This is a genomic window from Leptolyngbya boryana PCC 6306, from assembly GCF_000353285.1.
GTDB classification, from domain to species: domain Bacteria; phylum Cyanobacteriota; class Cyanobacteriia; order Leptolyngbyales; family Leptolyngbyaceae; genus Leptolyngbya; species Leptolyngbya boryana.
In genome coordinates this window covers 2,019,006-2,042,823 of record NZ_KB731324.1, presented here as the reverse complement: position 1 = coordinate 2,042,823, position 23,818 = coordinate 2,019,006, and the positions used below count along the sequence as shown (strand labels likewise).

Here is a 23,818-nt window from a genome sequence, read left to right as displayed (position 1 = left end):
TGCAATTCTCTAGCCAGATATCGTACAGACATACACTCAGATTTTTCTCTGAGTCTTACCTTGCTCTTATACAATTGCGATTTCTTGGGAATCCTCACTCCAGTATGTCTTATGGACAAGTCTGGAGTTAGTTGCTCATGCACGTCGCGATCCATCACTATGATTTTGGCTTGGTTGGCTTGTCAATCGTCATTGCCATTCTTGCCTCATACAGCGCTCTAGATCTAGCAGGGCGAGTCACAGCGACCCAGGGCAAAACCCGATTTGCTTGGCTATTCGGCGGTGCGGTGTCGATGGGCATCGGAATTTGGGCAATGCACTTTATCGGTATGTTAGCTTCGTGTATTCCCATACCCGTCAGTTACAACTGGTCTATGGTTGGCTTGTCGATTCTGCCCGCCATTGGCGCTTCTGGAGTGGCATTGTTTATTGTGAGTCAGCCCCAGATTCACCTCACCCAAATGGCTCTAGGCAGCATTTGTATGGGATTGGGCATTGCCGTGATGCATTACAGCGGAATGGCAGCAATGCAGATTTCTGCCACAATTGTTTATGACCTCAAACTGGTTGCGGCATCGGTTGGAATCGCGATCGCAGTTTCAGGTGCCGCACTGTATCTTGCATTTCGGCTGAGAGAGCAAAACTCGTTAAATTGGGCACTGAGACGACTTGCCAGTAGTACGCTGATGGGGCTTGCCATTCCAACGATGCACTACACAGGCATGGCAGCCGTTTCCTTCCGTGTGATCGATTCAGCCCTCCCCATCCAATCGAACTTTAATGCTGGAATCTTAGCGATCGATATTGGTCTAGGTGTAGGACTGATTCTGAGTCTGGTTCTCCTGAGCGCCTTTCTAGATCGCACTCAAGCCCAACGTCTTGCGCAAACTCTACATAAATTACAACAGACGCAAAGCCAGTTGCAGTTACAATCTGAGCAACTCCAAGAATATAGCCACAGCTTGGAACTGAAAATGGCGGAACTCGATCGCAGTCGTGCTTTTTTACAAGCCCAGCGGGAGTCTTCGTTAGATGGGATCTTGGTCGTCGATTGCGATCGCAAGATTGATGCCCATAACCAAAGATTTCTAGACCTCTGGCATGTCCCGATCGATCTGAGAACGACCCGCGATGACCATCGAATGTTGGCGTATGTCGCTGAACAAATGCTAGATCCCCAAGCATTTTTCGAGAAAGTCATCTATTTCTATGATCAGATTCATGAATCTGATCATTGTGAATTACTGCTCAAAGACGGCAGAACTTTAGAGCGAACGTCAGTTCCGGTGAATGCAGAGAATGGAGAAAATTGGGGACGAATTTGGTATTTCCGAGACATCACAGAGCGCAAACGAGCAGAAGCAGAAATTTTGCAAAAAACTCAGGATCTAGAGCAAACGCTCATCGAGTTGCAGAATACGCAAATGCAAATGGTGCAGGCTGAAAAAATGTCGAGTCTGGGGCAATTAGTGGCGGGCGTTGCTCACGAAATCAATAATCCCGTGAATTTCATTCATGCCAACTTAGAGTATGTGGATCAGTACAGCCAAACTCTGCTCAATTGTGTGCGTCTCTACCAGAAGTCCTGTCCTCCCTCTATAGCTGAAATTCAAGTAGAGGAATTGGACTTGGAATTTGTTCAGCAGGATTTGCCCAAAATTCTCAGTTCGATGCGAAGCGGGACAGAACGAATTCGTCAAATTGTGCTGTCACTCCGCAATTTCTCACGTCTCGACGAATCGGAATTCAAAGCAGTCAATCTGCACGAGGGGATCGACAACACGCTACTCATGTTGCAACATCGCTTGAAAGCGACTCCGGAACGTTCAGCAATTCAAGTCAAGAAGGAGTATGGCAACTTGCCGCTTGTCGAATGCTATGCTGGACAACTCAATCAGGTGTTTATGCATATTTTGGTGAATGCGATCGATGCGTTAGATGAGCGAGATGCCAAATTACGATATCTAGAGAGCCAACTCAGCCAAATCCACATTCGGACTTCCGTCATTGAAACGCAATGGGTGCAGATTGCCATCTCTGATAATGGAATAGGGATACCCGCAGCGGTGAAGCACCGGATTTTCGACCCGTTTTTTACCACAAAACCGATTGGTAAAGGGACAGGTATCGGAATGTCGATTAGCTACCAGATCGTCACCGACCAACACGGTGGCAAACTCGAATGCTGCTCTCTGCCAGGTCAGGGAACAGAATTTAGAATCAAGATTCCAATTTGCCAACTAAACAAGCATGAAGCTGTCGTTTGACGATCAAAAGTAGTCGCACTCGGGATGTGATCTACTTATCTATGCCGATTCGGGATAGATAAAAATCCTGCAAGCTATGGAGATAGTTTTAACGATCACTCAAAGCCATCATGTTTGATGCTCAATTTGTGTCGCTCCCTGCCGACTGGCACGCTTTCACGCAACATCTTCCCCTTGCTTTCATCGCCAAAGCCTTTTTAACGCTGTTTGTCATCATCGATCCGATCGGGTTAGTTCCCCTGTTTATCTCGCTGGTTGAGGGTCGATCGCTAGAGGAACAAGCGCGGATTGCCCGACGCGCTATTTTCGTCTCCGCCGCAATTCTTTCGACATTTGCTCTCTCTGGAGCCTTTGTTCTCCGCTATCTTGACATCAGCATTGAGGCATTTCAGGTGACCGCAGGAATCTTACTCTTCAAGATTGGCATTGATATGGTGTTTGCCCATCGTGAGCGAGAAACCAAAGAAGAAGAACAAGAAGCACACATGCGTCAGGATGTGAGTATTTTTCCGTTAGCAATTCCCTTAATTGCAGGTCCTGGTACACTCGCCAGTATGCTGATTCTGATTCAGGAAGCTGAAAGTCATGTGTTGGGAGAAGTGATCGTCTTAACGGATGCCGCGATCGTACTGTTGATTGCTTACGGATTGTTAATGCTGGCAAAGTATTTAGCCCAATGGTTGGGACAGACAGGGGTGAATGTGGTGACTCGAATTTTAGGAGTGTTGCTGGCAGCACTAGCAGTGCAATACATTGCAGATGGCACAATTGCTTTGTTACAAGCGGGTGTGATCCACTTTTTGCAGCAGCATCCGGTCTAGTGAGCGGACATTAGGATGTCAAACTCATTCTGAAATCGGGTCAAAGATGATGTTGCATCTTCACCCCTCGATCGACTCTCTAAACTGGAGCGTGTTGTTTCAGAACTCACCCAACATGTTGCAGGCATAGAATCCTTGAGCAGCTAGTTTTCGCTTCTAATAGCAAGGTTTTGCTTTTGTGAATCTGATGGCTCCTTGATCGGTAATATGATTGCAAATTGGCTTCCTTGACCTAGCTCGGATGTAACTCGAATAGTTCCGCCATGTTTCTCAATAATCTGGTAGCTAACAGAAAGCCCCAAACCTGTCCCTTGACCCACAGGTTTCGTCGTGAAAAAAGGCTCAAATAGGCGTTGCATGACCTCAGGCATCATGCCAACTCCATTGTCTTGAATGTAAATGACAATAGCACCCCCCTGCTGTTTTGTTGTAATCGTAATGGTCGGAACGAACGTTGTAGATACTTGCAATCTTGTCTCGATCGCGTCGATCGCATTGGACAAGATGTTGATAAAGACTTGATTCAGTTGGCTAGCATCACAGTTCACTAGCGGCAACTCACCATACTGATGAAATACCTGAATTGCAGGCAATCCTTTCTTGGATTGCAGACGATTTTGCAGAATTAATAGAGTATTATCTAGTCCTTGGTGAAGGTCAACAGGCTTCATCCCTGTCTCATCCAACCGCGAGAAATTTCGTAATGCCAGCACAATTTGGCGGACGCGCTCAGCACCTGACCGGATCGACTTCAACAGTTTTTGCAGGTCTTCCTCAAGAAAATCGAGACCGATCTCGTCGAGTTCTGCCTGAATCTCTAGATCAGGATTTGGATAATGTTTTTGATAGAGACGCAGTAATCGCAGCAAACTCTGGAAGTACTCATTCGCAGGTGTGATATTGCCGTAAACAAAGCTGATCGGATTATTAATCTCATGTGCTACACCCGCGACAAGCTGCCCGATTCCTGACATTTTTTCTGTCTGTATAAGCTGCGTTTGAGCTTTTTGCAAATCTTGGAGGGCATGGTGAAGCTGTTGGGCTTGTTCTCGCGAATGGGCTTCTGATCGACGTAATGCAACTTCCGTTTGCTTGAGACTTGTAACATTGTGAAAAACTGCAACTCCACCTTGGATCTTGCCAGTCTCATCTGGCAGAGATCGTGCAGTGACACTCAACCAATTTTCCACCAGTGGCTCAGCAGTGCGGGCAAAAACTTCGGTTGCATCGACCGACTCACCTCGAAGTGCTTGCATGAGAGGAAATTCTTCGATTGGATAAGGTGTGGTTTGGTCGGGTAAAAACAGACCTTGGGTGTCTCTCCAGGTTCTTGCCCAATTCGTTAAAGATGAACTTGCGCGAATCCCTAAAATTGTTTCAGCGGCAGGATTCAGAAACACAAACTGACCATGCTGATCAGTCACAACAACTGGATCACCAATACTGTCTAACATAGACCGCAGGGCTTTTAGGGTTGTTTCTGCATGACTCAGCTGTTGTGTATGTTCTTGAAGTTGTGCGAGCGCTTGTTCTAGCTTCGTCGATTTGCTAGAAGTTTCTTGTTCATAGACTTCCAGCAATTGTTCTAGGGTTACAATCTGTGCCTTGAGTTGTTCAATTTCTGCTGATCGATCGGTTTCGACGACTTTGTTTTTTGGTTCCACGACAATTACTTAAGCACGGACTACACAACGAAAAACGGACTGCTGGTCGAATGGTAAGACTGCCATTTTGATGTTGAGGGTTAAAGGCTTAAAAAGCTCAGCAATGTCCCGCTGAATTGCTATTTTGGAGAATAAAATAACTGCGATTAGGTTTCCAGAAGGCAACATGCCTCCAAAACCAAGGACTGATTTGATTTGGAACGGGTGAATAAAGTCTTCTTGAGCCGGAATATGAATCGAGCCTTTGGCTTCTGGAATATGAAAAACGTTGTAGGTGCGCTCTTGTAAGTTGACTAGCAGATCGGGATCAGGAGACAGTACGTTGTTAATGGTTAGCCCAAGTTGGGAGATCAATTGGGAAATCATTGGAGCTTGAGCAACGATTTGTTCACTGGGTAATGGAATGGCTTGATGCCCCCTTGAAGCAGCGCGATCGTTCCATTCGAGTTGATCCCCTGCTGTTGCTAATAGAGTTAGACACTTCATCTCTGGCTGTGCTGGTGAATTGCTCAGCATCCGATCAGCGAAGTGTCGAAGTTCTGGATCTAGATCATGATAGGCATGAGTTTTAAAGAATCGAACTAGCGCGAAAGCATTTTGACCTGTTTCTGGGTCTAGAAAGTGCTCGTAGAAATAGCGTGCCGTCCGGTTTGCAACTTCTTCCATGCTGTCTGCTCCGGTGCCTAGCTTGCGCAGAGCCGCACCACACTCAGTCATATCTCCTAGGGTAAACTTGGTTAGGCTATACATAGTTACAGGCACTGTAGTTAGTTTCTTTGTGCACTCAAGCAGGAAGTCTTTACAAAAGCACGGAAAGTCTCTCAGTGCATGAAACGTAACTCCTACTCAGACAGTCAATCTTGCGATGTCTATAAGATTCCCGCTGACGTTCGCTGTCTAACAATGTGCTTTGCTCACTCATTCTTCTGATGGTGCGGATGCTGCTCTCAGTTGAGCATTTCGCGATACTTTATATGCTGTTCAAACTGCTAAGCCGTGCATCAAGCTTTTTTGCTGCTGGATAATATTGGTTTACTACGTGCATGTATCTTGAGGATTGAATGAAACTAGCGTCCAACTCAATCTTTTGAGATTACGATCGCTCAACGAAAAAATCTGTATTTCATTTTTTACTAAAGTAAAAAGATTTTTTATTGAGGAGCAAGTATATGGCTTAAGTTACAAACTCTAAACTGAGTACCCAGTAAACGAGCCATATTACACTTTGTTTTCAGTGTTGCCGCGATCTCACTTTTCAAAAGAGAAGCTCAACCGTCATTGATGATCAGACTGGCTCAGAAAGAAACCGAATATTGTGTTCTTAGAAACGAGTCACCTATCTCGAACACATCCTCGATCGCCAAAGAACCGCGATCGTCATCTACTATCGCGGTGAAAGAGGACAATCCGCCGCAATCAGTGAGCTTGATCCAAACATTTACACCATTCCCAAAAACAGTAGAATCTCCCTAATTGGAAGCACAATGAACGCAGTCTATCTAGCTGATACTCTACGTCGTAACTGATCATAACCCGATCTCAAGATCGATTGAGCCGGGAAAAAGGGAGCAGGTTGCAGTCGCAGACGTATAACCATTACGCTGATCAATATAAACGTTCTTCGAGATGTCTCCAACGAGGCCCCAACTGGGTTGAATAGTCTCGCAGCACCTCGGTGCCAATTTGGCGGAAAACGAATGTTGCCTATGCGGACATTTGTGATATCCTAAAAAAGGTCAAGCGATAACTCATAAAAAATATCCGATACTTTCTGCTGTTGGATTATCCTTAAATGATGATTCGATCGCTGAAACCTTATATCGGGGCGTAGCGCAGCTTGGTAGCGCACTACTTTGGGGTAGTAGGGGTCGTGGGTTCAAATCCCGCCGCTCCGATTGAATCAGAACCCGCTCTAAGAGCGGGTTTTTGATTTTTGGAACCACGAAAATTAAATCACCCAATTCTTAAAAGATAGGGGCAAATTGGGACGAATCAGGGCGGTTTGGGGCATCAAGTGAGATCGTAAGATCTCAGTTTTGAGGGAGAACGCATGACCCAAAGGAAAGGAAATGTTGTCGTTCAGACTGTGAATGATCGCTTACGGCTTCAGTGGACTTGGACAAAAACGCTTGGTGGAGACGGTAAGCGTTACTGGCTCTCACTGGGACTGTATGACGACGCAGTGAATCAGACGATCGCGCAAAACAAAGCTGCTGTCATCCAGCGCGACATGGAAACAGGTCACTTTGATCCGACCTTGAGCAAATATCAGCCGGATTCTAAAAAGAATGGGGATATAGATCTTTTAAATTTATTTATTCAATTTATTGAATTTAAAAAAATATCTATAGGCTCTACTTCTCTTGAAAAATATTCAGTTCTCAAAAAACACATAGAACAGTTCTTCGGACTAAAACTTGCATCAGAAACTAGCTCGAAAGACTGCTTCAACTTTCGAGACTGGCTACTAGAAAGACAGCAACCTTCTACCGCTTATGAACGGCTTGTGTTGCTGTCGGCTGCGTTTGATTGGGGAATCGCTCAAAAACTCATCTCAGAGAATCCCTGCAAGGTTGTTGCGGATTCGATGCAGGTTCCGTCTCAGAGTGTGCCGCAGCCGTTTGAAGCGGACGAGGCGTTAAAGATCATTGCTGCATTTCGAGAGAGTCCGGATTACAGCTTTTATCTCGACTTAGTGATTTTCCAGTTCTCCATCGGAACCAGGTTTGGGGAAGCGGCTGCATTGCGATGGGGCGCACTTTCGCGGGATTGCTCCAAAATCACCATTTCTGAAGCAGTGAATCGCTCTAAGGAGCGCAAATCGACTAAGAACCATAAGGTTCGCTATTTCGAGGTTCCGCCCGAGTTGAGTGCTATTTTACTCGCCCGTCGTCCTCCGAATTACAGCCCAGAGAATTTAGTATTTCCGTCGCGTCGCACTGGTGGGATGATTGGCTATCGCACGTTCAATGACGCATGGTGGGCAGTGGTGAGTACATTGGATGTTCAGCAATTGCCTCCGAGTAAAACGAGATGCACCTTTGTTTCGCTGTCATTAATGGATGGTCAGAATCCGCTAGAGGTTTGTGCGATGACGGGCCATGATCCCAAAACAATGTTCGAGTATTATGCCCGGTTTGTGGGTTTTCCCAAGGCTCGGTCACTGTATCGAGGTTAATTGCGATTTGCTGCCTCTTCTCGAATTTTTGCGATCGTATATTGCATCGCTTGGTAACTGCTTAGGTTACCTTGCTTAAGTCGCTCTAGTTCTATAAACGTTGCTGCTCTGACGGTTAGCGATTCTGTGTATATGAGTGATGTGCTACAGCGCAAACAAATTCCATAACTACCTGGTTTTGGCTGTTCGTTGTGACCCACTCCTGTCGCGGCATCCACAACGTAGCCACAGCTTGGACAAGCTGACTTCGGTAAGTTTTTTTTCATCGCTTCTTTTTCCTGTTACTCAGTAGTCCTGCTCGATAGTTCTCGATCGCTCTTTGATGCCCTGCTTCATTGTTCCAATTGATTGCCAAATCCTCAATCAGTGGGCGAACGTAGCGAATCGATCTAGGCGATCGTTGAACATAGTGAATGTTTTCAATCAACTTCTTTCCTCTCCATCGTTTCAGGGTGTCAGGGTGGCACTGAAGGATCTTTGCTGCTTCTGCTTTGTGACATAAATCTGTTTCCTTCATTTCGCTCATCGATGTCAAACGCTCCACAACGTGTATTTATGCGTGGATGGGCAATAGCTTGAAACTTGGACTTGTTTTCCGTCCTGAATCAGAATGTGAGCGATTCCTGTGTACTGGTAAGTTCGATACGTCAGTGCCTCTAGCCAGACCAGGTTCTCTGGCTCCAAGAACGCCGATCTACGACTGCCATGATTAAACGCAATCACGGGATAGAGTACGGGCGGATTCGCGCTTTTATCTCCCCAGAAATCAGCATAGATTGCGACTCCTTCTAGCCAGCTTTTGATTTCTACTGGAAGAACAGATTTGAGTGTTCTGAGTCGAAGCTTCGCAACTTCGTTTGAGTCGATCATCTTCTGAGCAATTCCTGCTCTTAAGTTCTGTTGCAATTCAATCTCTGCCATCTTTTTTCCTCTCATCGTCTTTCTCTAACTCATCGCTGAACGATTGCATTAACCCGAGCAAGCTCCGATAAATCCATCGCAGAATCAGAGCCAGCGCGATCGCAATTAGAAAGGTAATAATCAAGCTCATTTCGCCTCCCTGGATTGCTCTAATTGTTTAACTAGCTCTTTTGCCTGATTGCTTAGGATTGTTCGATCCTTGAGATAGTCCAGTAGTTGCTGATAAAGCTCGATCGGGATAATTACTGTTTCTGGCATTCCTCTACCTCCCACAGCCCTGCTGTTTTCGCTTGTTCGATGCAATTTTCTAGTGCATCTTCCAGGCATTCGTACTTCGTAGCGGAGAACGTCTTCTTAACGTCTGGCGTAGTCAGGTGCGCTGAATAACAGTAGTCCCCTGGGTGCTTACAGAACGATCGCCGCACATCCCAGTACCAACCCTTTGCTTCGATTTCTTCGATCGCTGCAAATCGATTAATCGGCTGATCGTTTGATTCACTATTGCTTTCATCAATCAGCCATGCGTTTGAAGATGGGACTTGAATTTGCTTGCCGTCGTCATAATCGATCAGCACCGCCGCAACGGTCATCCGCTTCCAATCGAATAAGACCCCAGAAATTACGCCATTCTTCAGCACTCCATTGCAGAGGAATTCGCATCGCTTCAGCCTGGGATTGATGATTTTAACGTCCTGAGTAATGAGTCCGGACTTCGCCATCTCTCGATTGAACTCTTCTGGACTGATTGAGGGCTTGCATGGCATCACACCCAAATTCATTAATGACTCAGCAATTTCCTCGCTCACCGCTTCGCCATAGTCAGGGGTTGTTTCGTAACGCTCGGAGCTATCATTCAAATGCTCGGAGCTATCATTCAAATGCTCGGAGCTATCACTCAAATGCTCGATAGATTGCGTCGCTGGCAAATCCGCTTCGTTGTGTGAAGGACTAATACTTTTCAGCGTGGCAGGTTTTCGAGGTTTTTTGAGCAGCTCAGCGGCTTTTCTTAGACTTAGTTCCTCAATATTTGTCATGGACTCTAGTTCATGCCATCGCTCGAAAACACGTTGATAGAGCGTCCCGGTTGACGACGGAATTCTGAGCATTTCACCACGCCACGCTTCCCACGCTCCATGCCCAACTCGTCGCTTTGCTATAACGAGGCTCTCTCCGCAAAGCTTGGCGTGTTCGAGTGCAGATCGCGACGCTTCTCTAGCCGCCTCTCTCGCTACACGGGCAACATTCAGTGCCTTCTCACACTCCTCATGAAGCCGCATGATTTCAGCCGCGAGAGCACCAAGTTCAGATTGCTCAATCATTGCGCTCGATATTTTTCTTAAATGATCTGCCCTCCATGAAAACTTGGTGTCGGGAGCACATTCTGAAAAAACTTTGCAGTGAATTCCGTTCGGCTTGCTCGAAAACTCCGCGATCGTGACTGCTTTGTTCAGCCAGATTGACGACATACCTCCAAGCTCCACAATCTGAACTCGATCGCCTTCCTGTAACTCATTGCCGTCGATATCTTTTGCGATTACTTTCTCTTTCACAGCCATTTTTATGAGTCCTTTAGTAGTCGAAGTTGGATTCTCGTTGGATCTTTTCCGTGCCCTGCTAGTTCAGGGGGGGGCTAAAAAACTTAACTGCCCTCGCTCCTCTCGCCTTCGATAGCGGGTTGCAGTTGCATTTTTTCGATGATGCTCCGCATCGTAGGCGAGGTGACAGCCGGAGCACAGCGCTTTGAGGTTGGAGCGATCGCAGTTACTTGGATCGTGGTCAAGATGCGCGACTGTGAGCGTGAATCTTTGTGGTCGCTCTACAAGTGTTGCTAATCCCGAATCATCAGAAACCTCGTCTGCGGTTTCGGCATACCAGTTGTAGTCCTCTTCATTCAGCAAGCGATCGCGGAATGCTGCCCAATCTTCTTTGGGTCGTCGGCATGGTCGATCGCAGTGTTCGCATCGCCACTTCACACCCTGCTTCACAGCAAGAGCAATATCTTTCCAGTTGGAAGGGTAGAGATCGCGATTCATCGGCATGACGGCTCCACCTCCCTCGCTTTCAACCATTCTTGAAGCAGCCCTTTTCTCAGCGCCTCAAACCATCTGTGATGCTCTGTGGTTCGACTTCCAGACATCAACGATCGCACTTCACTCGAAAGCAATTCTCTTGGCTTCAGAGAGCCGCGCACCTGGTACTCGATCGATGGATAGTCCGCAGGCAGAAACACACCATGTGGTACTTCTGGCTCACTTCCGAAGTGCGATCGCGCTCGGATATCAATCCGCTCGAAATTCGGCAGGTTAATCCAGAAGTGCGGCAACGTTGTTTTGGGATTACCTGACGGCATGTGCCGATGACAAATCCCATAGTTGATTTCATGCTCGATCTTGCGTGAAGTGAGCAAGTCGCTAATGAGCAGTGTCGCACCATCAGATTCGGCTTTAGTGCGATCGATGCGAAGTAAATAAGGTTGAAGCCAGTGAATCAAAATTCCACCTCCTCATCGTTGATTCCAAGCATTGCTAAAACTTGTTCGTATTCCGCTTGCAGTCCCTGCACAAGTCGATAGTGATTCGGGTTCTTTGCGAGCTTTGGGATCATCCGCTCAAAGTGTCGCATTCTTGCTTCGAGCCAAACTCGAAATGCCGGAGGGCAATAAGGGTGAATTTCGAGGTTTGATGCTTCGAGCGTGAATTCTTGTCCGTCGGTAGTTCGCACCACCGGGAACTTGTCGAGCAACAATCGCACGATTTCCACTCGCTGTCCCACAAGTGACTGAGACAATGGTTTTCCGACGCGGATAATCGTGGCGGTTTTACCAGTCATCATCGTCTGCTACCTCCTCCACAATGCCGAACTGAGCGAGATTCACATCCTTGACAATCGCGCCATCAAACATCTGAGCCAGCCTCCGACAAGCAAGGTCAACTTCATCAGGAATCTGCACCCGCTCAATTCCGTTGATGCTGAGTCCGTTCGCAGTTCGTTCGACTGTGACCACCGCCCCATCTTTGAGGATGAACTGGCGAGGGGTTTTGAAGCTGTCAGGTGTCGCGGGTTGCAGCTCGTCAATCGGATGAAGGTTGCTCAATCCGTCGATCGCGAATTTATGCTTGCCGTCGGTCTTGAGTTGCACGGGGATAAATGCCGTGTCCTTGTGAAGTGCGATCGCGTTTCGGGTGAGCCAGGAGGGTTTAGTAGTCATGGGTTGCCCTCCTTAACCAGAACAATTTCAGCATCGTCTATATCGGCTTTTACACGTTCTGCAATCTTTTCTGCTGCGATCGCCTCTACTTTTCTCCACCATGGCTGCACTTGTTTCTTGCTGTCTTTGTTTTCAAGCAACAGAAGTAAATCGACATAAATTTTTCGATTATTTACCGTTGGGTGCGCATATCCCAGAAACGATGAGCCTGAATTATCGGTTGCTGAAAACAGGTAGAACAAAACACCCGTCAGATTCTGAAATGCGGTTCCGCCTAAGCGCTCTCGTGCCTGTGTCATCGCAGTTTCGTACTCAATCGATCCGACTTCAAAGATTTTCAGTCTGATTGGGGGGTTGCCGAAATCTGGATCAAGTTGTTTGCGCCGTTTAGCCTCTCCCATTGTCGCCATTCTCCCAGGCTTGTTGGCTAAATGTATCCGCTTCTGTAGACAGGTCTAATCGGTCTGTATCTGCTGCTAGCAGTGGCTTTCCATTTATTTGTGGCTTTAAAGTTGTCGTTGTTGTCTCACTCTTCTTTCCATTTCCGTTCAGGTGTCCATTACTGGTCAATCCGTTTGAGGAGTGTCCATTTTGTCTATTTGGCGCAAATTCAGAATTTTCAATACTTTGACCGTCTACAGAGGTGACAACATCTGGCGTATATTGTCGTAAATCCGGTCCATTTCGCGACGCTGTAGGCAGTGTTGAATCGATATCAGGAAACTCTTCTGAAGCGTATGTAGACGCTTGCCATTCCAGTTGTCTACCAGTTCCGCGTGTTGAACCCAATCCCATTGCTTCGAGTTCACGGAAATGAGATCGCACAGTATCCGGTGACAACTTTCTGAACTCTCGGCATAAGTTCTGTGCGTCACGGGCTTTAATCCATCCCTTGCGCTCTGACAGTCGAATCAGTTTGGTATAGCTTTGCTCTAGTTCTCCCGACTCGTTGCCACCTTCAGCGTGAATCAGTTTCACTTGTCCGATATAGAACTTCGCAAGACTGATCGCTGCCTTCATTGTTTCGAGTGAAATCTCTTCACTCGGTTGTCTACCGCTGTCTACAGCCGAGTTGATGCAGTGCAGCAAAAGCGCTAGAGTGCCCGTGTCGCCCTTCATTTTGGCGTATACAGCCCGCAGGCCTTGCTGGGGTTGTGTTAGTCGTAAGTCGTCCAGTTCGTTGTACCATCTCGCGTAAAGCGATCTGGCTTCTGTAGACATTCGGTAAGTTTTTGGCTCAAATGATTCGAGTCGGACATAGACCCCGTGCAGAAAATCCGAAATGTCGTAGCTCGTCTCATCTTCCGGAAATCTTGCGGGCTTGATTGGTAAAACCGTCCACAGAAAACGCGCCCATTGCCCAGTCGGGTCAGAGAAGTCCCCGATCATTTTTCGGAGCGTGTCAGGCTGAGTCGATCCGGTAATACTGAACGCGCTTGACTGAACAAATGCTCGCTTACCGCTGGCGCGATTCATTTTGATGCCTGTGCCATCTCGCCCAGACAGGATCGCCTCTTTGTCCGCTCCTTTGCCATTGCGATATTGGTTCTGTCCCCCAATGAGAGCGGATAGCTCATCAAACCAACCCAGGAATCCGCGATCGGGTTGTTGAGATTGAATCAGTACGATCGCTTCTCGTGTAGCGTCGGTTGTGTAGTATTCATGCACCGCAGGTTTTTCCGGTGGTGTCTCATCACTGTTTCGCGCCCGCTTGTTTTCTGCCTCCCAGTCTTGCAGTGCATAGGCGTGATCCTCTTCAGCTTGCGCCTGCATTCGGAACAGCGGTTTAAGGATTGTTTTTTGTGTGGGAGATTTGCTACTACCTGATTCTGCAACAATGCCCGTATAGAGAATGGGTAGAGCATAGAACTCGGTAGCTCGAATGAGTTCAAGCTGTGTTCCGGTTTTAAGCAAGCTGCCTGCAACAGGAAGTAAAGTTGTTAGCATCGCGGCTGTGTTGCTGCCAAGATAGGTGGCAATCTTTTCAAGCGGAGTTGCGAGGCTTGGTCGGAGATATTTCGAGAGTTTTAGCTCGTAGTTGCCAATCTTTAGAAGTTGATTGATTTCGGTAACGCGATCGCTTCTAGTTTCAGCTTCTTCGATCTCTTGTTCTTTGGTGTGATAGAGTCTCCAGACATCGTTTGTAAAATACTGAAATCGCTTTGCAACAAGCGGAATCTTGATTTCTAGCTCTGACTTCGGCAAGCTTGCCTGAACTAATTCCTCGATCGTTTCTTTTAGGGTTGAAGGTTCAATTTTCTCGCCTGGGGTGTGCTCGATCTGCTGCTTCCTTTGGTCTGCGATTTTAATGGGAACAAAGACAGCTTGTCCGCTGCCAGGAACTGTCCCAAAAAACTCATACCCTTCTGGGGTGAATCGCTGGACATCCTCTTCGCTTTCGATATAAGCGCACCAAAGTTCTTCTCCGCGTGTGTAGCAGGGGTGATGCACCCCTCCACAGACTTTGCACGGATCTTCAGGGGAGCATGGGACGGGAGCAAGCTGTGTTATCTTACTGCTATTTTTCTTGCTCATTGTTCGCTCCCTGTCTCTAAAAATACTTTGGGGTCACAGTTGTAATTGCTGAATTTGCTCAGTAAACTTGAGTCACATTCAAAGTTTTTTGAGAGCGCGTCCCCACGCGCTTTTTGCTTATTCATGACTTTTGACTCTCCAGATAGCTGATGTAGGCTTTGAGCAATGCAACTAGTTCAGCTAGCATCTGCTACCTCCTGAACAATATCGATCACTGCAAAATGCACATGCTCTGCCTTTTTGCTCCCGTCCCAAAGGACAAGCGCGTACTCAGGTTTCCCGACCCGGAAAACCACCAATTCGTCTGAAACCGTAATGCCCTCTTTGCGTGGATATGGATTCTGCCCAGAGAAGTGCAGGGGTTGCGCTCTCTGTCTGACCTTCAAATCTTTTCTGTATTCAGCCTTTCGCATGACGGTTCTCCTTACGCTGAAACGGGATAACATTCGACTGTCGAAGCTGCAATCTGAGTAAATAAAGCTCGGTCGGGATTGATCTGCGAATTAGAAATTTTGGTAACTGTGGCTTGTTCATGCGGCGACCACCTCCGCTCTTACAAATTCATCAGCCGGAACCCAGCAACCTAGCTCACTGCTCGTTTTGTAGTGCAGGACAATCCGCTTCTTGGTTTGCTTGCGATTCCAGCAAGTTAAATATTTTCGATCGATTACTTTGACTCGCTCGCCAGAGATCGAAACCGCTTCAAAGGTCGATCTCACTTCTTGAATGCTCAAAAACATCGACTCGGGTGAGTGCTCTTCAAATTCTGAGATCGCTTCTTCGGGCGATGCAGCGTGAACCATCATCCAGTCGTTATGAGTGCCAGTAATTTCGTAAAGCATGATGTTTGGTGGGTAAGTGGATGCGAATCTGAGTATCTAGGGAGAGCAACTTTCACAGACACAGAGCAGAACAGGCTTTCCCCACATTTCGCCAGGGATTGTTTTGTGGATTGAGCGACGTTGCCCACATCGCGAGCATTTCGCCGTGCCTGATGTCTGAATTCTTTGAGCGGTACGTTTCGCCGCTTCTTCGATTAAGCCGATCGCTTCCGGCACGTCTTCTTTGAGTTGCCTGGTCTTAAGTCCGACCTGCGATGCGATCGCGCCTGTCGTGATGTCTTTTGCTGACATCCTCCCCAAAACCATCTGAACTCGAGCCAGGATTTCAGACCGATAAATCTCCCATCCACCGACGTATTGCATGGCGATGCGATAGTGAATGATTGCTGCAGGACGAAATACTTCGGTCGGGTAGCAGTCCGCTTTTTTGCAAACTTCCTCGATCGTCAACGGCTGGCGGTCGGCTCGCATCTGATAGAAAACAGCGTCGAGTCGTTTCAGCAGTGGGGTGGTTGAGGTTTGGGGGCTGGTCGTCATAGGTCGATTGGCATTCGTGTAAAGTTGTGCGGACTGAGACTTTTGAGGGATTTCGGGCTGTTGAGTCTTGCGACTTTGTTAAGATTTCGCTAATCTGGAGGGAATCGCGGGTTATTCCGTAGATTCACTATTTCGCCCCCCCCTGACTTGTGCAGGATTATGAAACGAGCGGTTAGCTTTGTTTTGTGATTCAAAAAAAAACGAGCGGTCGGTGATGCGGTTGGTGGTTTAGATTAAATAATTCAAAAAAGTTGCTTCGCGCGTCGCCAAACCGAGAGAGCAGCTTTTTTGTTGTGAATTTTTCTAGGAGGCTTCTGGTAAACGCTTTTTCATTTGCTTGCGTTTCTTCAGTTCGGTTACCCCATGCCGTTGGCGGCGCAAATGATAAAGCCGCAGAACATCCCAAGGCTCTAACCCAAGAATTTTCCCAATCCGAATCAAAGTCGTTTCTTTAAGGGCTTGTCCGTTGTCGTATCGACAAAGTTGTGCATGGCTTATCCCTGTTCGTCGAACAAGGTCGGCACAAGGTGTTTCGACAAAATCTTCAATTGACGACATGTTTACCTTGCAGTTAACTTCTTACCCAAGGATCATACACTCTTCTTCAATAAATAAGATCTAAATTATTTGCACTGGTAACTTTGCTGCAAACTGCAAATTGTGTGAAGCTAGAAAAATCAGCAGCAGTGTTGCATGATGCACGGGCAGTAGGTTTTGCAGTTTGAATGAGTTTCTATACCCCTGAAGGACTGAGAACGATCGCGCTTCTGATCGACGATACGATCGCCAAAAAACTTTACAGTCAGAATTCTTTAGCTGAGTTGGTTGGCGTTGCTGGGAACACGATTAAGGGGATTCGCCGCAATCGCACCAATATCGACGAAGTTCATTACAAACCTGATCCTGATATTCTGCTAGCACTTGCCCCACTACTGATTGATCCGAGATCGGGAAAGCCGTTTGAGTCGGAAGAATTCTTGAGGATTGCCCGTGGGCAGGTTGTACTTGATCCTGCGCTCTACGTTGAGGCAGATGCACCGTTTGTGGCTGAAATTAAGCGCTGGATGCAGTTGCATGGGAAAGACGAGTTAGCTTTTGCCCGTGAATCCAAAATCCCAGTGCGAAAATTTCGTGAGTTGCTTCAGGGGCGATTTCCAACGCTGTTTGAGTTGATGCAGCTTGGAGCCTACATGTTTGAAGATCAAGACCCCGCCCCACTCGCGAAGCTACTGGGGATTGACCTGAATGCACCGATCGATAAGTTAAAACCGCGTAAGCCTATTTGATTGGATATATCAGCGCTAGTCGGACGGGTAGAACATAACAAGAGATACCTCGGTGTAAAATCCGAATTGTTTTGATGCCGAGTTGCTCTGCCAGAATCGCAATTTGGTCGATCGATTTAGCAATTTTGGTAACTTCGGCTTCTTTCATGCAGTCGATTTGTAGTTCTGTTTTCATGATTAAAAGAGTGCTGTTGATAAGGATTGGAGCTTGATCCACAAACCAGGCTGTGAATGCGGTTCCGGTGTGTAAGTCATTCATTCATTGAAAGCAATAGAGCCGTTCAGGATGTCTGTAATTTAGTACAAACGTGCTGAAAAAAGAATCACATTACTGAGTGAATTGGAATATTTCGATAACAAATTGTACGATCGCGAGATTTTTCAATCGTTTGGGCACGATGCTGAAAGTTTCTCGATCGAATCTATGGACACCTACTTCGACCCACAGAATTTGGAGCATTGGGCACTTCTGACGAAGCTAAGAGACTTAGCGATTCAGACCCAGAGCGTCGAATTGCAGGAGAGGATTCTTGAGCTTAGAGAGCAGCTCCTGGATGTGAAAGAGTCGCTGTTAGAGATCAGGGAGGAAAACCTTAATCTCAAAGAAGAAAATGCGTCTCTTAAGAAGAAACTGGTAGAACTCAATAAGTCGTTGTGTTAAAACGTTTGGAATCGTTGGAGGACTCAGAAGAATGAAACCTCAGTACAGCATGGTGATTCAGTGGTCAGAAGAAGACAGTCTCTATCTGGTACATCTGCCTGAGTTCCCCTCTCAACAATTCGTGACGCATGGCGAAACCTACGAGGAAGCCGCTAAGCGAGGGCAAGAGGTAATCGAAATGTTGGTTGAGGATTATCAGGCAAGCGGAAAGCCTTTGCCTCAGCCTCAGCGTGTGGTAGAAGCGGCTTAAGCGATCTCATTTTTCTATGTCACTAAGCTTAATGAATGCTGGTAAGTGTTGGCATCGATAATGAGAGTAGTTCTCGTTTCTGGGAAACGAGAATTCTAACTAAAAAGCAACGCGATCGTAGAAATGCGATCGCGTTTTTCTATGCCACTAAGCTTAGTGGATTCTGTTGGATGTTGGCATCGATAATGTCGCCTTCGTGAATGATCACATGCTCGAAATCGACTTCAACAAAGTAGTACCAGCCGGGACAGGTTCCAGTCTCGTAGGCAATCGCGACTCTAGTGAAATACATGCCGCAGATTCGCCCCTGCTTGGATTCTTGCTTGGACTGGCAAAATCTTGCGATTTGCCAGAGCGAATACTTGGGTTCGGGTGTGGGGTCGGCAAGGAAGGCTTGGAGCTGTTGCTCGAATTCTTCGGGTTGTTCGGTGTCGATCATGGTTTTCTCCTGATGAGCATAGAAAAACCCGATCAGCAGAGGCTAATCGGGGGTTACGGGTTTTTTCGTATCTAGCCGAAATAATCGAAACGAAATAAGGGGAGGCAGTTTTAAGCCTTACGAGGGCATCAGAATCTCACTGGGGGTAAGAGCGTCACTAAATGCTTGTCGCTACTTATCCGACTGGCAGTAAGTTCGATCGCGTTCCTCACGGATGCAGGGGTGGATCTCTAGCTGAAATTTGAATGTTCATAGATTTTGAGGGGACAATAGATTTGCCTCACCAGAAAGGGTGAGAAATAAGAGTAGTCAGCAGTACCGGGAAGTTCGGCTGATTGCTCTTATTGGTCGATCGGGCACTCTGGGGAAAACCCTTCCCGGTAATCAAACATGAAAAGAATTTTTGCGATTCCTGCGATCGCGCTTTTGCCATTGCTTGGCTGTCAAAGCGCTTCAAGCCCAGAAAATGTAGTCAGTCTTTATCTGGGAGGGTTGCAGAATCAGCAACCTCAACAACAGAAGGAAGCCGCCTGCTTTGCAAGTGAAGGCGTAAAAGCCAAGCAACCGCTTCTAGAAATCCAGAAATGGGAGATTCTTGACAAAGAGATAAAGACTGAATCCGATGACCCAGACAGCAAGTACAGCTTGGTACGGGCGAAGATTCAGGAGAAAAGCTTGGGCGGAATGGTTGTCGATCGCACCTGGATTTTCAAGGTCTGGAATTCAACCGAACTGTTTGAGCGCAACAAACGGATGTTTGACAAGTCCAATCGAGACGGACAGCGCGTTATGCAGCAGGCGAATGAAGTACTGAAGGCAGCTGGAAAAGAGCCTGTGGAGGCTCCAAAACCCATTGTTCCAAACAGAGAGCAGTATTCTTCTCGTCCTTACTGCATCGTGGCTTACGAAGGACAGTAGCGGACTAAGCCGAATTGATAATCTCTTTGAGCGATCGTAGAAATGCGATCGTTTTTTGTTGCTTATTGAATTGATGGAGTTGAGCGAAATTGTCATGATTCGCTTGCCCTCCCCTGAAATAATGTCATTAGGCTTCACCTTTACTCTAAACGGTAGGTGGAGTACGGGAGCGATCGCGATTCTGTGGAAGGAGGCGCGGTCGCTTCGTTTTTCCATGTTTACGCAGAGATTAACTGCGCTGGTTTGATGAGGACTAGCAAGTCGCCAATTTCACAATCAAGAACAAGGCAAAGCCGCTCTAGTGTGTCTAGAGGGATTGATTTGGCTTTACCGTATTCAATCTTCTGAATATTGGCGAGAGACATTTCTAGCTCTCTTGCGAGCGCATTTTGGGACAACCCTTTAGCCTCTCTTAATTGCTTAAGTCTTACCTCCACTGGCATATCCTCAAATACCTACCGAGAGTATAACGGAACCCCAGTAGTCTAACTATTGATATGCCTTATGCCTAGATAACTGTTAGATAACCTACTTTCATATATCTAACTATTGCATAACCTACTCTCAGTAGGTAATACTAAATACAAGAAAGAGCGGCACGCCTGGACAGCAATCACCGCTCCTTCCGAGAAACCTTACATTTCTAAAATAATCATGACACAACTTCTAAAACCGATCGACTATTCCGAGATCAAACATCTCGAAGTCGATCTGCGTTTCAGCACTGAAGAGCTTGAGAATATTCTCTACGGCTCCAACTGTCCCCAAAAGAACCGCACCTTTCCCCGCAATCCCTCACCCGACGAACTCCGCAACAAAGGCTATCAAGACGGATTTCGCGGTGTCAATTCTCAATCCTTCTGCGATAACCCGTTTTACGACGAAGGCTGGAAGCTTGGCTATTCCGACTACAAGAAAAAGCAAATCCTCGATCGAGGTTTAGTCGTCGTTCTGCAATTGACTGACATCGATAATGCGATCGCTCAACAAAACGACTGGGCAACCCGCGCTCAAGACGGAGAAGTCGTCGAACTCACCTTCATGACCGACTTCAGAGAATATTGGCTCTGTGCAAGTCAGTCACTCGTCGATCGCGTTCTTCAGTTCTAAATCCGCAACCGTTGCGGAAATTCATCGCTGCGTACAGGCAGATCCCGAATCTGCCTTTCCTTCTCTACACTCAGGACTTGTCACATGAATTCTAAAATTTTCTCGATCGCTGCTTCTGTTGCTTTAATGCTCGCTGGTTCCGTTCCTTCTGCGATCGCTTCTTCCGATGTGCGCTGCTTCGTTGGTCGGCTTAACGGTGATGCACTCTGTCCCAAATTCGATAGTAATGGGCAACTGAAATCGACTACTCGTATTAATCGCAAAGGAAAACGCTCGGTTATCCGCCGTCAGCAGCCCCCGGCGCGCCCTCTAGTGCTTTTCAAGCCAATGGGGTCATATCGTGGCAACCTCAATTCAAATCGTTAATCACGAGGAATTGAGCCATGTTTCAGCCTCGAATTAGCGAGCTTTCAGCAGTTGCTCTCGAAAGCATCGGACTCAGTTCAGCCGATTTAGAAGAGAACGAAGAATAGCGAATCAGAGCGATCGATAGATCTTCGGATTTGTCGATCGCTCTGATTCGCTCACTTTTTGCGATTTTTGCGCGACAAACCGATTTGTTGTTAACAAGTGAACCACAAGCATGTGCACAAGGAATTGACTTTTCTTGTGCACATGCCCAGAACATACACAAGGAAATTAAAAAACCGCGATCGATAAATCATCGATCGCGGTTTGTTAGCCGATATCGGTATCGACGAGTTGACTAGCTACATTGCGTTAGCCAGTTGCTGCCACCGCCAAGTTGCTAGAATGTATCCAGCATTGGACTTAACCGGGGCATTAGAGGAGGAGCTTCTTAGCTCCCGTCCAGCCTTGCTCGCTTGAGCAAAAGTGAGAATTGTGGTCATAATGGAAGTAATCAAATTAAACGACACCGAGTTTGTGGACTCGGTTTTTTCTTGATCCAGTCCCACTAATGTTTGTAGCATTAGTGGGACTTCTGCTTTAAATATACCTTATTACTCTGACGATCGTTAGAAAAAAGATCAAATTTCTGGAGTATTTCTGACGTTATCAATAAATCTTAATACTGATGACATATTTGTGCCAACAAATGTAAGATTGAGTCACCCAATAAGGAACTCATTATGATTAGTGGATTCACGAGACAGGAGGCTCTTTCAATAACTGGAATAACCGCAGGGCGATTGACCTACCTAGATGAGACAGAACTGGTTTCCCCACAGAAGTTTGGTAATCCCAAACGTCCGAAGGTAATTTACTCCGTAGAGCAGATTATTGAGTTAAAGGTCATTAGCAGATTAAGAGAGAAGCTGTCTCTCCAGGAAATTCGGAAAGTGCTCGAGTTTCTGAAGAAACGAAACTATGAGCAGTCCTTGTTTGACTGCAAGCTTATATTTGTTGATGAACAGCTATATCTCATCGAAAACTGGGAGCAGTTTGGAACGATAGTTCTCACAGCTTCAGGGAAAAACAAAGGACAGGTTGTTATCCACGAGGTTGGCAGGATTGGAGAGGTCATCTCAGAACTAAAGCGAGAAGCTGAGAAACATCAAGTCTTGGATTTTGAGAAGCGAATTCAGGGAACACCTTTAGCTGTTTAGAGAATACGATTGAGCTGAATTATGAGAGATAAGATGCGATACGCGGTCTTATCCCAGATTAAGTCTTTACAGCTACGGCGTGGCTATCGGTAGAAATCCGCCGAAGTTCCCACTTGATACGACGACTGGGAGAAAGTATCAAAAAGCTCGATCACATGGTTTGTCGATCGAGCTTTTTGATGACACGCATCGGTTAACGAACCCCTACTCTTCACCACTCTTTAAAGACAGCCACGTATTCCCTTGATGCCAGTGCCTCCTTCATTCGTAGTAGCGCCGCCTCAGAATATTTTTGAACTTCTGTCTTTTTCCCAGTCTTCACAGCTTTGTGATACTGGTTGTCGTTCTTAAGACCAAGCACCCGACCCATTTGTTGCACATCATGTAGTCGCACATTTAACTTTTCCGCTAGCTCAGCAGACGTGTAAATGTAATACTCTTCAGAAGCTAATGTAACTTTAGCAAGAGCGAGATCGGTTGCGCTGGAGTCAGTAGTCACTCGCAAAGCAGCATCTTCCGCAGTACCATTTTTCACGCCTTCAATGTGATCCATCATTCGATTGATGCTCACCTCTAGCCTTGTGATTTTTGCGGCAAGTCCTTGCTCTAAAACTTCAGCAATTACTTGCCGCATTTCATCTGTAGTTGTCTCAATCTTGGGGCTAGCTTCTCGTTTTGATCGAGCTTGAGAAATGGGAATAGGCTTGGGTGCATCCTCTTGGGGCATCAGTTACTCCTTAAGCTGATTGAGCAGCCTGAAACTTTTCAATCCAATGATTCCGTGCTTGATCTTCTAGGCTATTGATCATTGCCTCCAACTCTTCTTGATCCAGCCAAGTCAATGTCTCCTGCAAAACGGTCATCACTTTGTCGCGATCTATAAAGCTTTTAGAGCTAGCGACATAAGCGCCTAACCCTGTACCCCAGTCAAATCCTGCCCCAATATCTCCACCTGCTTCCTCTTCAATACGAGCAGCTTCTCTCAGCCATTCGTCACCGAAAATATCTAAGTTAGAGTTCATTCCTGTTGCCTCCTGCTTGGTGTTTTTCGCAGTCTCTTTACTCTATATCTCAACACGTCCCCACTCGAAGTAAGCCAGATTTTGTTTATCAGGGTCTGACCCCAAATTTTTCATCCCGTTCTTTGTGTAAAAGGACTCAGCTCTGGGCAGTGAGTGAAGAGCAACTCTCCCTCCATACTCCAGTTCAAGACTCCTTAACCTGGCAAATTCAAGCAGAACCCTTCCCACACCTCGAAATTGCGGTGGATTTTGAATAGGTTGGCGATTCCAAGGAGCTGTTGCCAGGAGATCTACATAGACAATATTTTTGCCTGGCTCAAGCAATGATCGATGCCCATCAATTTCAATCATCATCATTCCTTGGTTAATTCGCTCATACTCAATTACGTACTTCTCATAGCTGAGACACGAAGCTGTGAGTCTATTCTTTTTAATCCAGTCCCAATGCCTATCTTCTTCGGTTGCTATTTGAAGCCGGGGCTTCCATAACGTTTCAAAAGAGTCTAAATGCTCTTGAGTGAGACTAGTCAAAACCGCATCAACAGGCTGATCGTCTGCAACGCGAAGAAGTCTGATTGCTTTCTGCAACGT

The 23,818-nt window shown here is 46.7% G+C and carries 35 protein-coding genes and 1 tRNA gene; 11 read left to right on the top strand and 25 right to left on the bottom strand.

Annotation, left to right across the window (positions count from 1 at the left end):
• Window positions 1–137: 137 nt before the first annotated feature.
• Together LEPBO_RS39965 and LEPBO_RS0110315 are read left to right on the top strand one after the other, a co-directional pair.
• Entirely contained in the window at window positions 138–2,267 is a 2,130-nt protein-coding gene (locus LEPBO_RS39965) for an MHYT domain-containing protein (RefSeq protein ID WP_017287486.1), read from the top strand.
• A gap of 110 nt (window positions 2,268–2,377) precedes the next feature.
• On the top strand, window positions 2,378–3,088 hold the full coding sequence (locus LEPBO_RS0110315; protein ID WP_017287485.1) for a MarC family protein: 711 nt from the start codon (window positions 2,378–2,380) through the stop codon (window positions 3,086–3,088).
• 143 nt (window positions 3,089–3,231) lie between these two features.
• On the opposite strand, the gene LEPBO_RS0110310 is transcribed toward LEPBO_RS0110315, so the two are convergent.
• Together LEPBO_RS0110310 and LEPBO_RS0110305 are read right to left on the bottom strand one after the other, a co-directional pair.
• Window positions 3,232–4,752 carry a PAS domain-containing sensor histidine kinase gene (locus LEPBO_RS0110310; protein WP_017287484.1) on the bottom strand — a complete coding sequence of 507 codons (1,521 nt, stop codon included), beginning with the start codon at window positions 4,750–4,752 and terminating at the stop codon, window positions 3,232–3,234.
• 9 nt (window positions 4,753–4,761) lie between these two features.
• Window positions 4,762–5,502, bottom strand: coding sequence for a hypothetical protein (locus LEPBO_RS0110305; protein ID WP_017287483.1), 741 nt, complete (start codon window positions 5,500–5,502; stop codon window positions 4,762–4,764).
• Window positions 5,503–6,573: 1,071 nt separating this feature from the next.
• On the opposite strand from LEPBO_RS0110305, the gene LEPBO_RS0110300 reads away from it, so the two are divergent.
• Window positions 6,574–6,647: transfer RNA gene (locus tag LEPBO_RS0110300), tRNA-Pro, on the top strand.
• Window positions 6,648–6,802: 155 nt separating this feature from the next.
• Window positions 6,803–7,930: a tyrosine-type recombinase/integrase gene (locus tag LEPBO_RS36695; RefSeq protein WP_017287482.1), complete on the top strand. Its 1,128-nt coding sequence runs from the start codon at window positions 6,803–6,805 to the stop codon at window positions 7,928–7,930.
• Here LEPBO_RS36695 and LEPBO_RS0110290 read toward each other — a convergent pair.
• From LEPBO_RS0110290 to LEPBO_RS0110215, 16 genes are all read right to left on the bottom strand, one after another.
• Window positions 7,927–8,196 carry a hypothetical protein gene (locus LEPBO_RS0110290; protein ID WP_017287481.1) on the bottom strand — a complete coding sequence of 90 codons (270 nt, stop codon included), beginning with the start codon at window positions 8,194–8,196 and terminating at the stop codon, window positions 7,927–7,929. The two genes, LEPBO_RS36695 and LEPBO_RS0110290, sit on opposite strands and share 4 nt — an antisense overlap.
• The gene (locus LEPBO_RS0110285; protein WP_017287480.1) at window positions 8,193–8,456 is read right to left on the bottom strand and encodes a hypothetical protein; all 264 of its coding nucleotides are present in this window, start codon (window positions 8,454–8,456) and stop codon (window positions 8,193–8,195) included. The genes LEPBO_RS0110290 and LEPBO_RS0110285 overlap by 4 nt, the downstream gene beginning before the upstream one ends.
• A gap of 5 nt (window positions 8,457–8,461) precedes the next feature.
• Entirely contained in the window at window positions 8,462–8,851 is a 390-nt protein-coding gene (locus LEPBO_RS0110280; RefSeq protein WP_017287479.1) for a hypothetical protein, read from the bottom strand.
• Window positions 8,838–8,981, bottom strand: a complete 144-nt coding sequence (locus LEPBO_RS42855) for a hypothetical protein (protein WP_017287478.1) — start codon at window positions 8,979–8,981, stop codon at window positions 8,838–8,840. Before LEPBO_RS42855 ends, LEPBO_RS0110280 begins: the two co-directional genes overlap by 14 nt.
• Complete coding sequence (locus LEPBO_RS44385) at window positions 8,978–9,109, bottom strand: hypothetical protein (protein ID WP_017287477.1); 132 nt, start codon at window positions 9,107–9,109, stop codon at window positions 8,978–8,980. Before LEPBO_RS44385 ends, LEPBO_RS42855 begins: the two co-directional genes overlap by 4 nt.
• A complete protein-coding gene (locus tag LEPBO_RS0110265; protein WP_017287476.1) occupies window positions 9,094–10,407 on the bottom strand; it encodes a hypothetical protein in 1,314 nt (437 codons plus the stop codon). The genes LEPBO_RS44385 and LEPBO_RS0110265 overlap by 16 nt, the downstream gene beginning before the upstream one ends.
• Before the next feature lie 63 nt (window positions 10,408–10,470).
• A complete protein-coding gene (locus tag LEPBO_RS0110260; protein ID WP_017287475.1) occupies window positions 10,471–10,890 on the bottom strand; it encodes a hypothetical protein in 420 nt (139 codons plus the stop codon).
• A complete protein-coding gene (locus tag LEPBO_RS39960; protein ID WP_017287474.1) occupies window positions 10,881–11,342 on the bottom strand; it encodes a hypothetical protein in 462 nt (153 codons plus the stop codon). The genes LEPBO_RS0110260 and LEPBO_RS39960 overlap by 10 nt, the downstream gene beginning before the upstream one ends.
• The gene (locus LEPBO_RS0110250; RefSeq protein WP_026148537.1) at window positions 11,339–11,683 is read right to left on the bottom strand and encodes a hypothetical protein; all 345 of its coding nucleotides are present in this window, start codon (window positions 11,681–11,683) and stop codon (window positions 11,339–11,341) included. The genes LEPBO_RS39960 and LEPBO_RS0110250 overlap by 4 nt, the downstream gene beginning before the upstream one ends.
• Window positions 11,670–12,059, bottom strand: coding sequence for a hypothetical protein (locus LEPBO_RS0110245; protein WP_017287472.1), 390 nt, complete (start codon window positions 12,057–12,059; stop codon window positions 11,670–11,672). Before LEPBO_RS0110245 ends, LEPBO_RS0110250 begins: the two co-directional genes overlap by 14 nt.
• Window positions 12,056–12,460, bottom strand: coding sequence for a hypothetical protein (locus tag LEPBO_RS0110240; RefSeq protein ID WP_017287471.1), 405 nt, complete (start codon window positions 12,458–12,460; stop codon window positions 12,056–12,058). The genes LEPBO_RS0110245 and LEPBO_RS0110240 overlap by 4 nt, the downstream gene beginning before the upstream one ends.
• Window positions 12,447–14,594 (bottom strand): DUF3987 domain-containing protein, encoded by a 2,148-nt coding sequence (locus tag LEPBO_RS36685; RefSeq protein WP_081614730.1) that lies wholly within the window; start codon window positions 14,592–14,594, stop codon window positions 12,447–12,449. Before LEPBO_RS36685 ends, LEPBO_RS0110240 begins: the two co-directional genes overlap by 14 nt.
• Before the next feature lie 176 nt (window positions 14,595–14,770).
• The gene (locus LEPBO_RS0110230; protein WP_017287469.1) at window positions 14,771–15,007 is read right to left on the bottom strand and encodes a hypothetical protein; all 237 of its coding nucleotides are present in this window, start codon (window positions 15,005–15,007) and stop codon (window positions 14,771–14,773) included.
• Window positions 15,008–15,124: 117 nt separating this feature from the next.
• Window positions 15,125–15,436 (bottom strand): hypothetical protein, encoded by a 312-nt coding sequence (locus LEPBO_RS0110225; RefSeq protein WP_017287468.1) that lies wholly within the window; start codon window positions 15,434–15,436, stop codon window positions 15,125–15,127.
• 36 nt (window positions 15,437–15,472) lie between these two features.
• Window positions 15,473–15,973: a hypothetical protein gene (locus tag LEPBO_RS0110220; protein ID WP_017287467.1), complete on the bottom strand. Its 501-nt coding sequence runs from the start codon at window positions 15,971–15,973 to the stop codon at window positions 15,473–15,475.
• A 303-nt stretch (window positions 15,974–16,276) separates the two neighbouring features.
• Window positions 16,277–16,531 (bottom strand): helix-turn-helix domain-containing protein, encoded by a 255-nt coding sequence (locus LEPBO_RS0110215; protein ID WP_017287466.1) that lies wholly within the window; start codon window positions 16,529–16,531, stop codon window positions 16,277–16,279.
• Between the two features lie 167 nt (window positions 16,532–16,698).
• Here LEPBO_RS0110215 and LEPBO_RS0110205 point away from each other — a divergent pair, with 167 nt between their 5' ends.
• Entirely contained in the window at window positions 16,699–17,259 is a 561-nt protein-coding gene (locus tag LEPBO_RS0110205; RefSeq protein WP_017287465.1) for a hypothetical protein, read from the top strand.
• Here the strand turns inward: LEPBO_RS0110205 and LEPBO_RS0110200 are convergent.
• Window positions 17,252–17,518, bottom strand: a complete 267-nt coding sequence (locus tag LEPBO_RS0110200; protein WP_017287464.1) for a hypothetical protein — start codon at window positions 17,516–17,518, stop codon at window positions 17,252–17,254. The genes LEPBO_RS0110205 and LEPBO_RS0110200 overlap by 8 nt on opposite strands.
• A gap of 165 nt (window positions 17,519–17,683) precedes the next feature.
• Here LEPBO_RS0110200 and LEPBO_RS0110195 point away from each other — a divergent pair, with 165 nt between their 5' ends.
• Entirely contained in the window at window positions 17,684–17,920 is a 237-nt protein-coding gene (locus tag LEPBO_RS0110195; RefSeq protein WP_086371032.1) for a hypothetical protein, read from the top strand.
• A gap of 31 nt (window positions 17,921–17,951) precedes the next feature.
• Window positions 17,952–18,170: a type II toxin-antitoxin system HicB family antitoxin gene (locus LEPBO_RS0110190; protein ID WP_017287462.1), complete on the top strand. Its 219-nt coding sequence runs from the start codon at window positions 17,952–17,954 to the stop codon at window positions 18,168–18,170.
• A 139-nt stretch (window positions 18,171–18,309) separates the two neighbouring features.
• On the opposite strand, the gene LEPBO_RS0110185 is transcribed toward LEPBO_RS0110190, so the two are convergent.
• Complete coding sequence (locus tag LEPBO_RS0110185) at window positions 18,310–18,609, bottom strand: hypothetical protein (RefSeq protein WP_017287461.1); 300 nt, start codon at window positions 18,607–18,609, stop codon at window positions 18,310–18,312.
• 390 nt (window positions 18,610–18,999) lie between these two features.
• Between LEPBO_RS0110185 and LEPBO_RS0110180 the strand changes: the two genes are divergently transcribed.
• Window positions 19,000–19,527 carry a hypothetical protein gene (locus tag LEPBO_RS0110180; protein WP_017287460.1) on the top strand — a complete coding sequence of 176 codons (528 nt, stop codon included), beginning with the start codon at window positions 19,000–19,002 and terminating at the stop codon, window positions 19,525–19,527.
• Window positions 19,528–19,745: 218 nt separating this feature from the next.
• Here LEPBO_RS0110180 and LEPBO_RS45310 read toward each other — a convergent pair whose 3' ends face one another.
• Window positions 19,746–19,970, bottom strand: a complete 225-nt coding sequence (locus LEPBO_RS45310) for a helix-turn-helix domain-containing protein (RefSeq protein WP_017287459.1) — start codon at window positions 19,968–19,970, stop codon at window positions 19,746–19,748.
• A gap of 211 nt (window positions 19,971–20,181) precedes the next feature.
• Between LEPBO_RS45310 and LEPBO_RS0110170 the strand changes: the two genes are divergently transcribed.
• Together LEPBO_RS0110170 and LEPBO_RS42265 are read left to right on the top strand one after the other, a co-directional pair.
• Entirely contained in the window at window positions 20,182–20,637 is a 456-nt protein-coding gene (locus tag LEPBO_RS0110170; protein ID WP_017287458.1) for a hypothetical protein, read from the top strand.
• A gap of 84 nt (window positions 20,638–20,721) precedes the next feature.
• Complete coding sequence (locus LEPBO_RS42265; RefSeq protein WP_144056183.1) at window positions 20,722–21,003, top strand: hypothetical protein; 282 nt, start codon at window positions 20,722–20,724, stop codon at window positions 21,001–21,003.
• A gap of 344 nt (window positions 21,004–21,347) precedes the next feature.
• Here LEPBO_RS42265 and LEPBO_RS0110150 read toward each other — a convergent pair whose 3' ends face one another.
• Window positions 21,348–21,569, bottom strand: a complete 222-nt coding sequence (locus tag LEPBO_RS0110150) for a hypothetical protein (RefSeq protein ID WP_017287454.1) — start codon at window positions 21,567–21,569, stop codon at window positions 21,348–21,350.
• Between the two features lie 159 nt (window positions 21,570–21,728).
• Here LEPBO_RS0110150 and LEPBO_RS0110145 point away from each other — a divergent pair, with 159 nt between their 5' ends.
• The gene (locus LEPBO_RS0110145) at window positions 21,729–22,205 is read left to right on the top strand and encodes a MerR family transcriptional regulator (RefSeq protein WP_017287453.1); all 477 of its coding nucleotides are present in this window, start codon (window positions 21,729–21,731) and stop codon (window positions 22,203–22,205) included.
• A 211-nt stretch (window positions 22,206–22,416) separates the two neighbouring features.
• Here LEPBO_RS0110145 and LEPBO_RS0110140 read toward each other — a convergent pair whose 3' ends face one another.
• From LEPBO_RS0110140 to LEPBO_RS0110130, 3 genes are read right to left on the bottom strand one after another with little or no spacing between them, the layout of a single operon-like run.
• Window positions 22,417–22,932 (bottom strand): hypothetical protein, encoded by a 516-nt coding sequence (locus tag LEPBO_RS0110140; protein WP_017287452.1) that lies wholly within the window; start codon window positions 22,930–22,932, stop codon window positions 22,417–22,419.
• A gap of 10 nt (window positions 22,933–22,942) precedes the next feature.
• On the bottom strand, window positions 22,943–23,227 hold the full coding sequence (locus tag LEPBO_RS0110135; RefSeq protein WP_017287451.1) for a hypothetical protein: 285 nt from the start codon (window positions 23,225–23,227) through the stop codon (window positions 22,943–22,945).
• Between the two features lie 42 nt (window positions 23,228–23,269).
• Entirely contained in the window at window positions 23,270–23,815 is a 546-nt protein-coding gene (locus LEPBO_RS0110130; RefSeq protein ID WP_017287450.1) for a GNAT family N-acetyltransferase, read from the bottom strand.
• Window positions 23,816–23,818 lie beyond the last annotated feature (3 nt).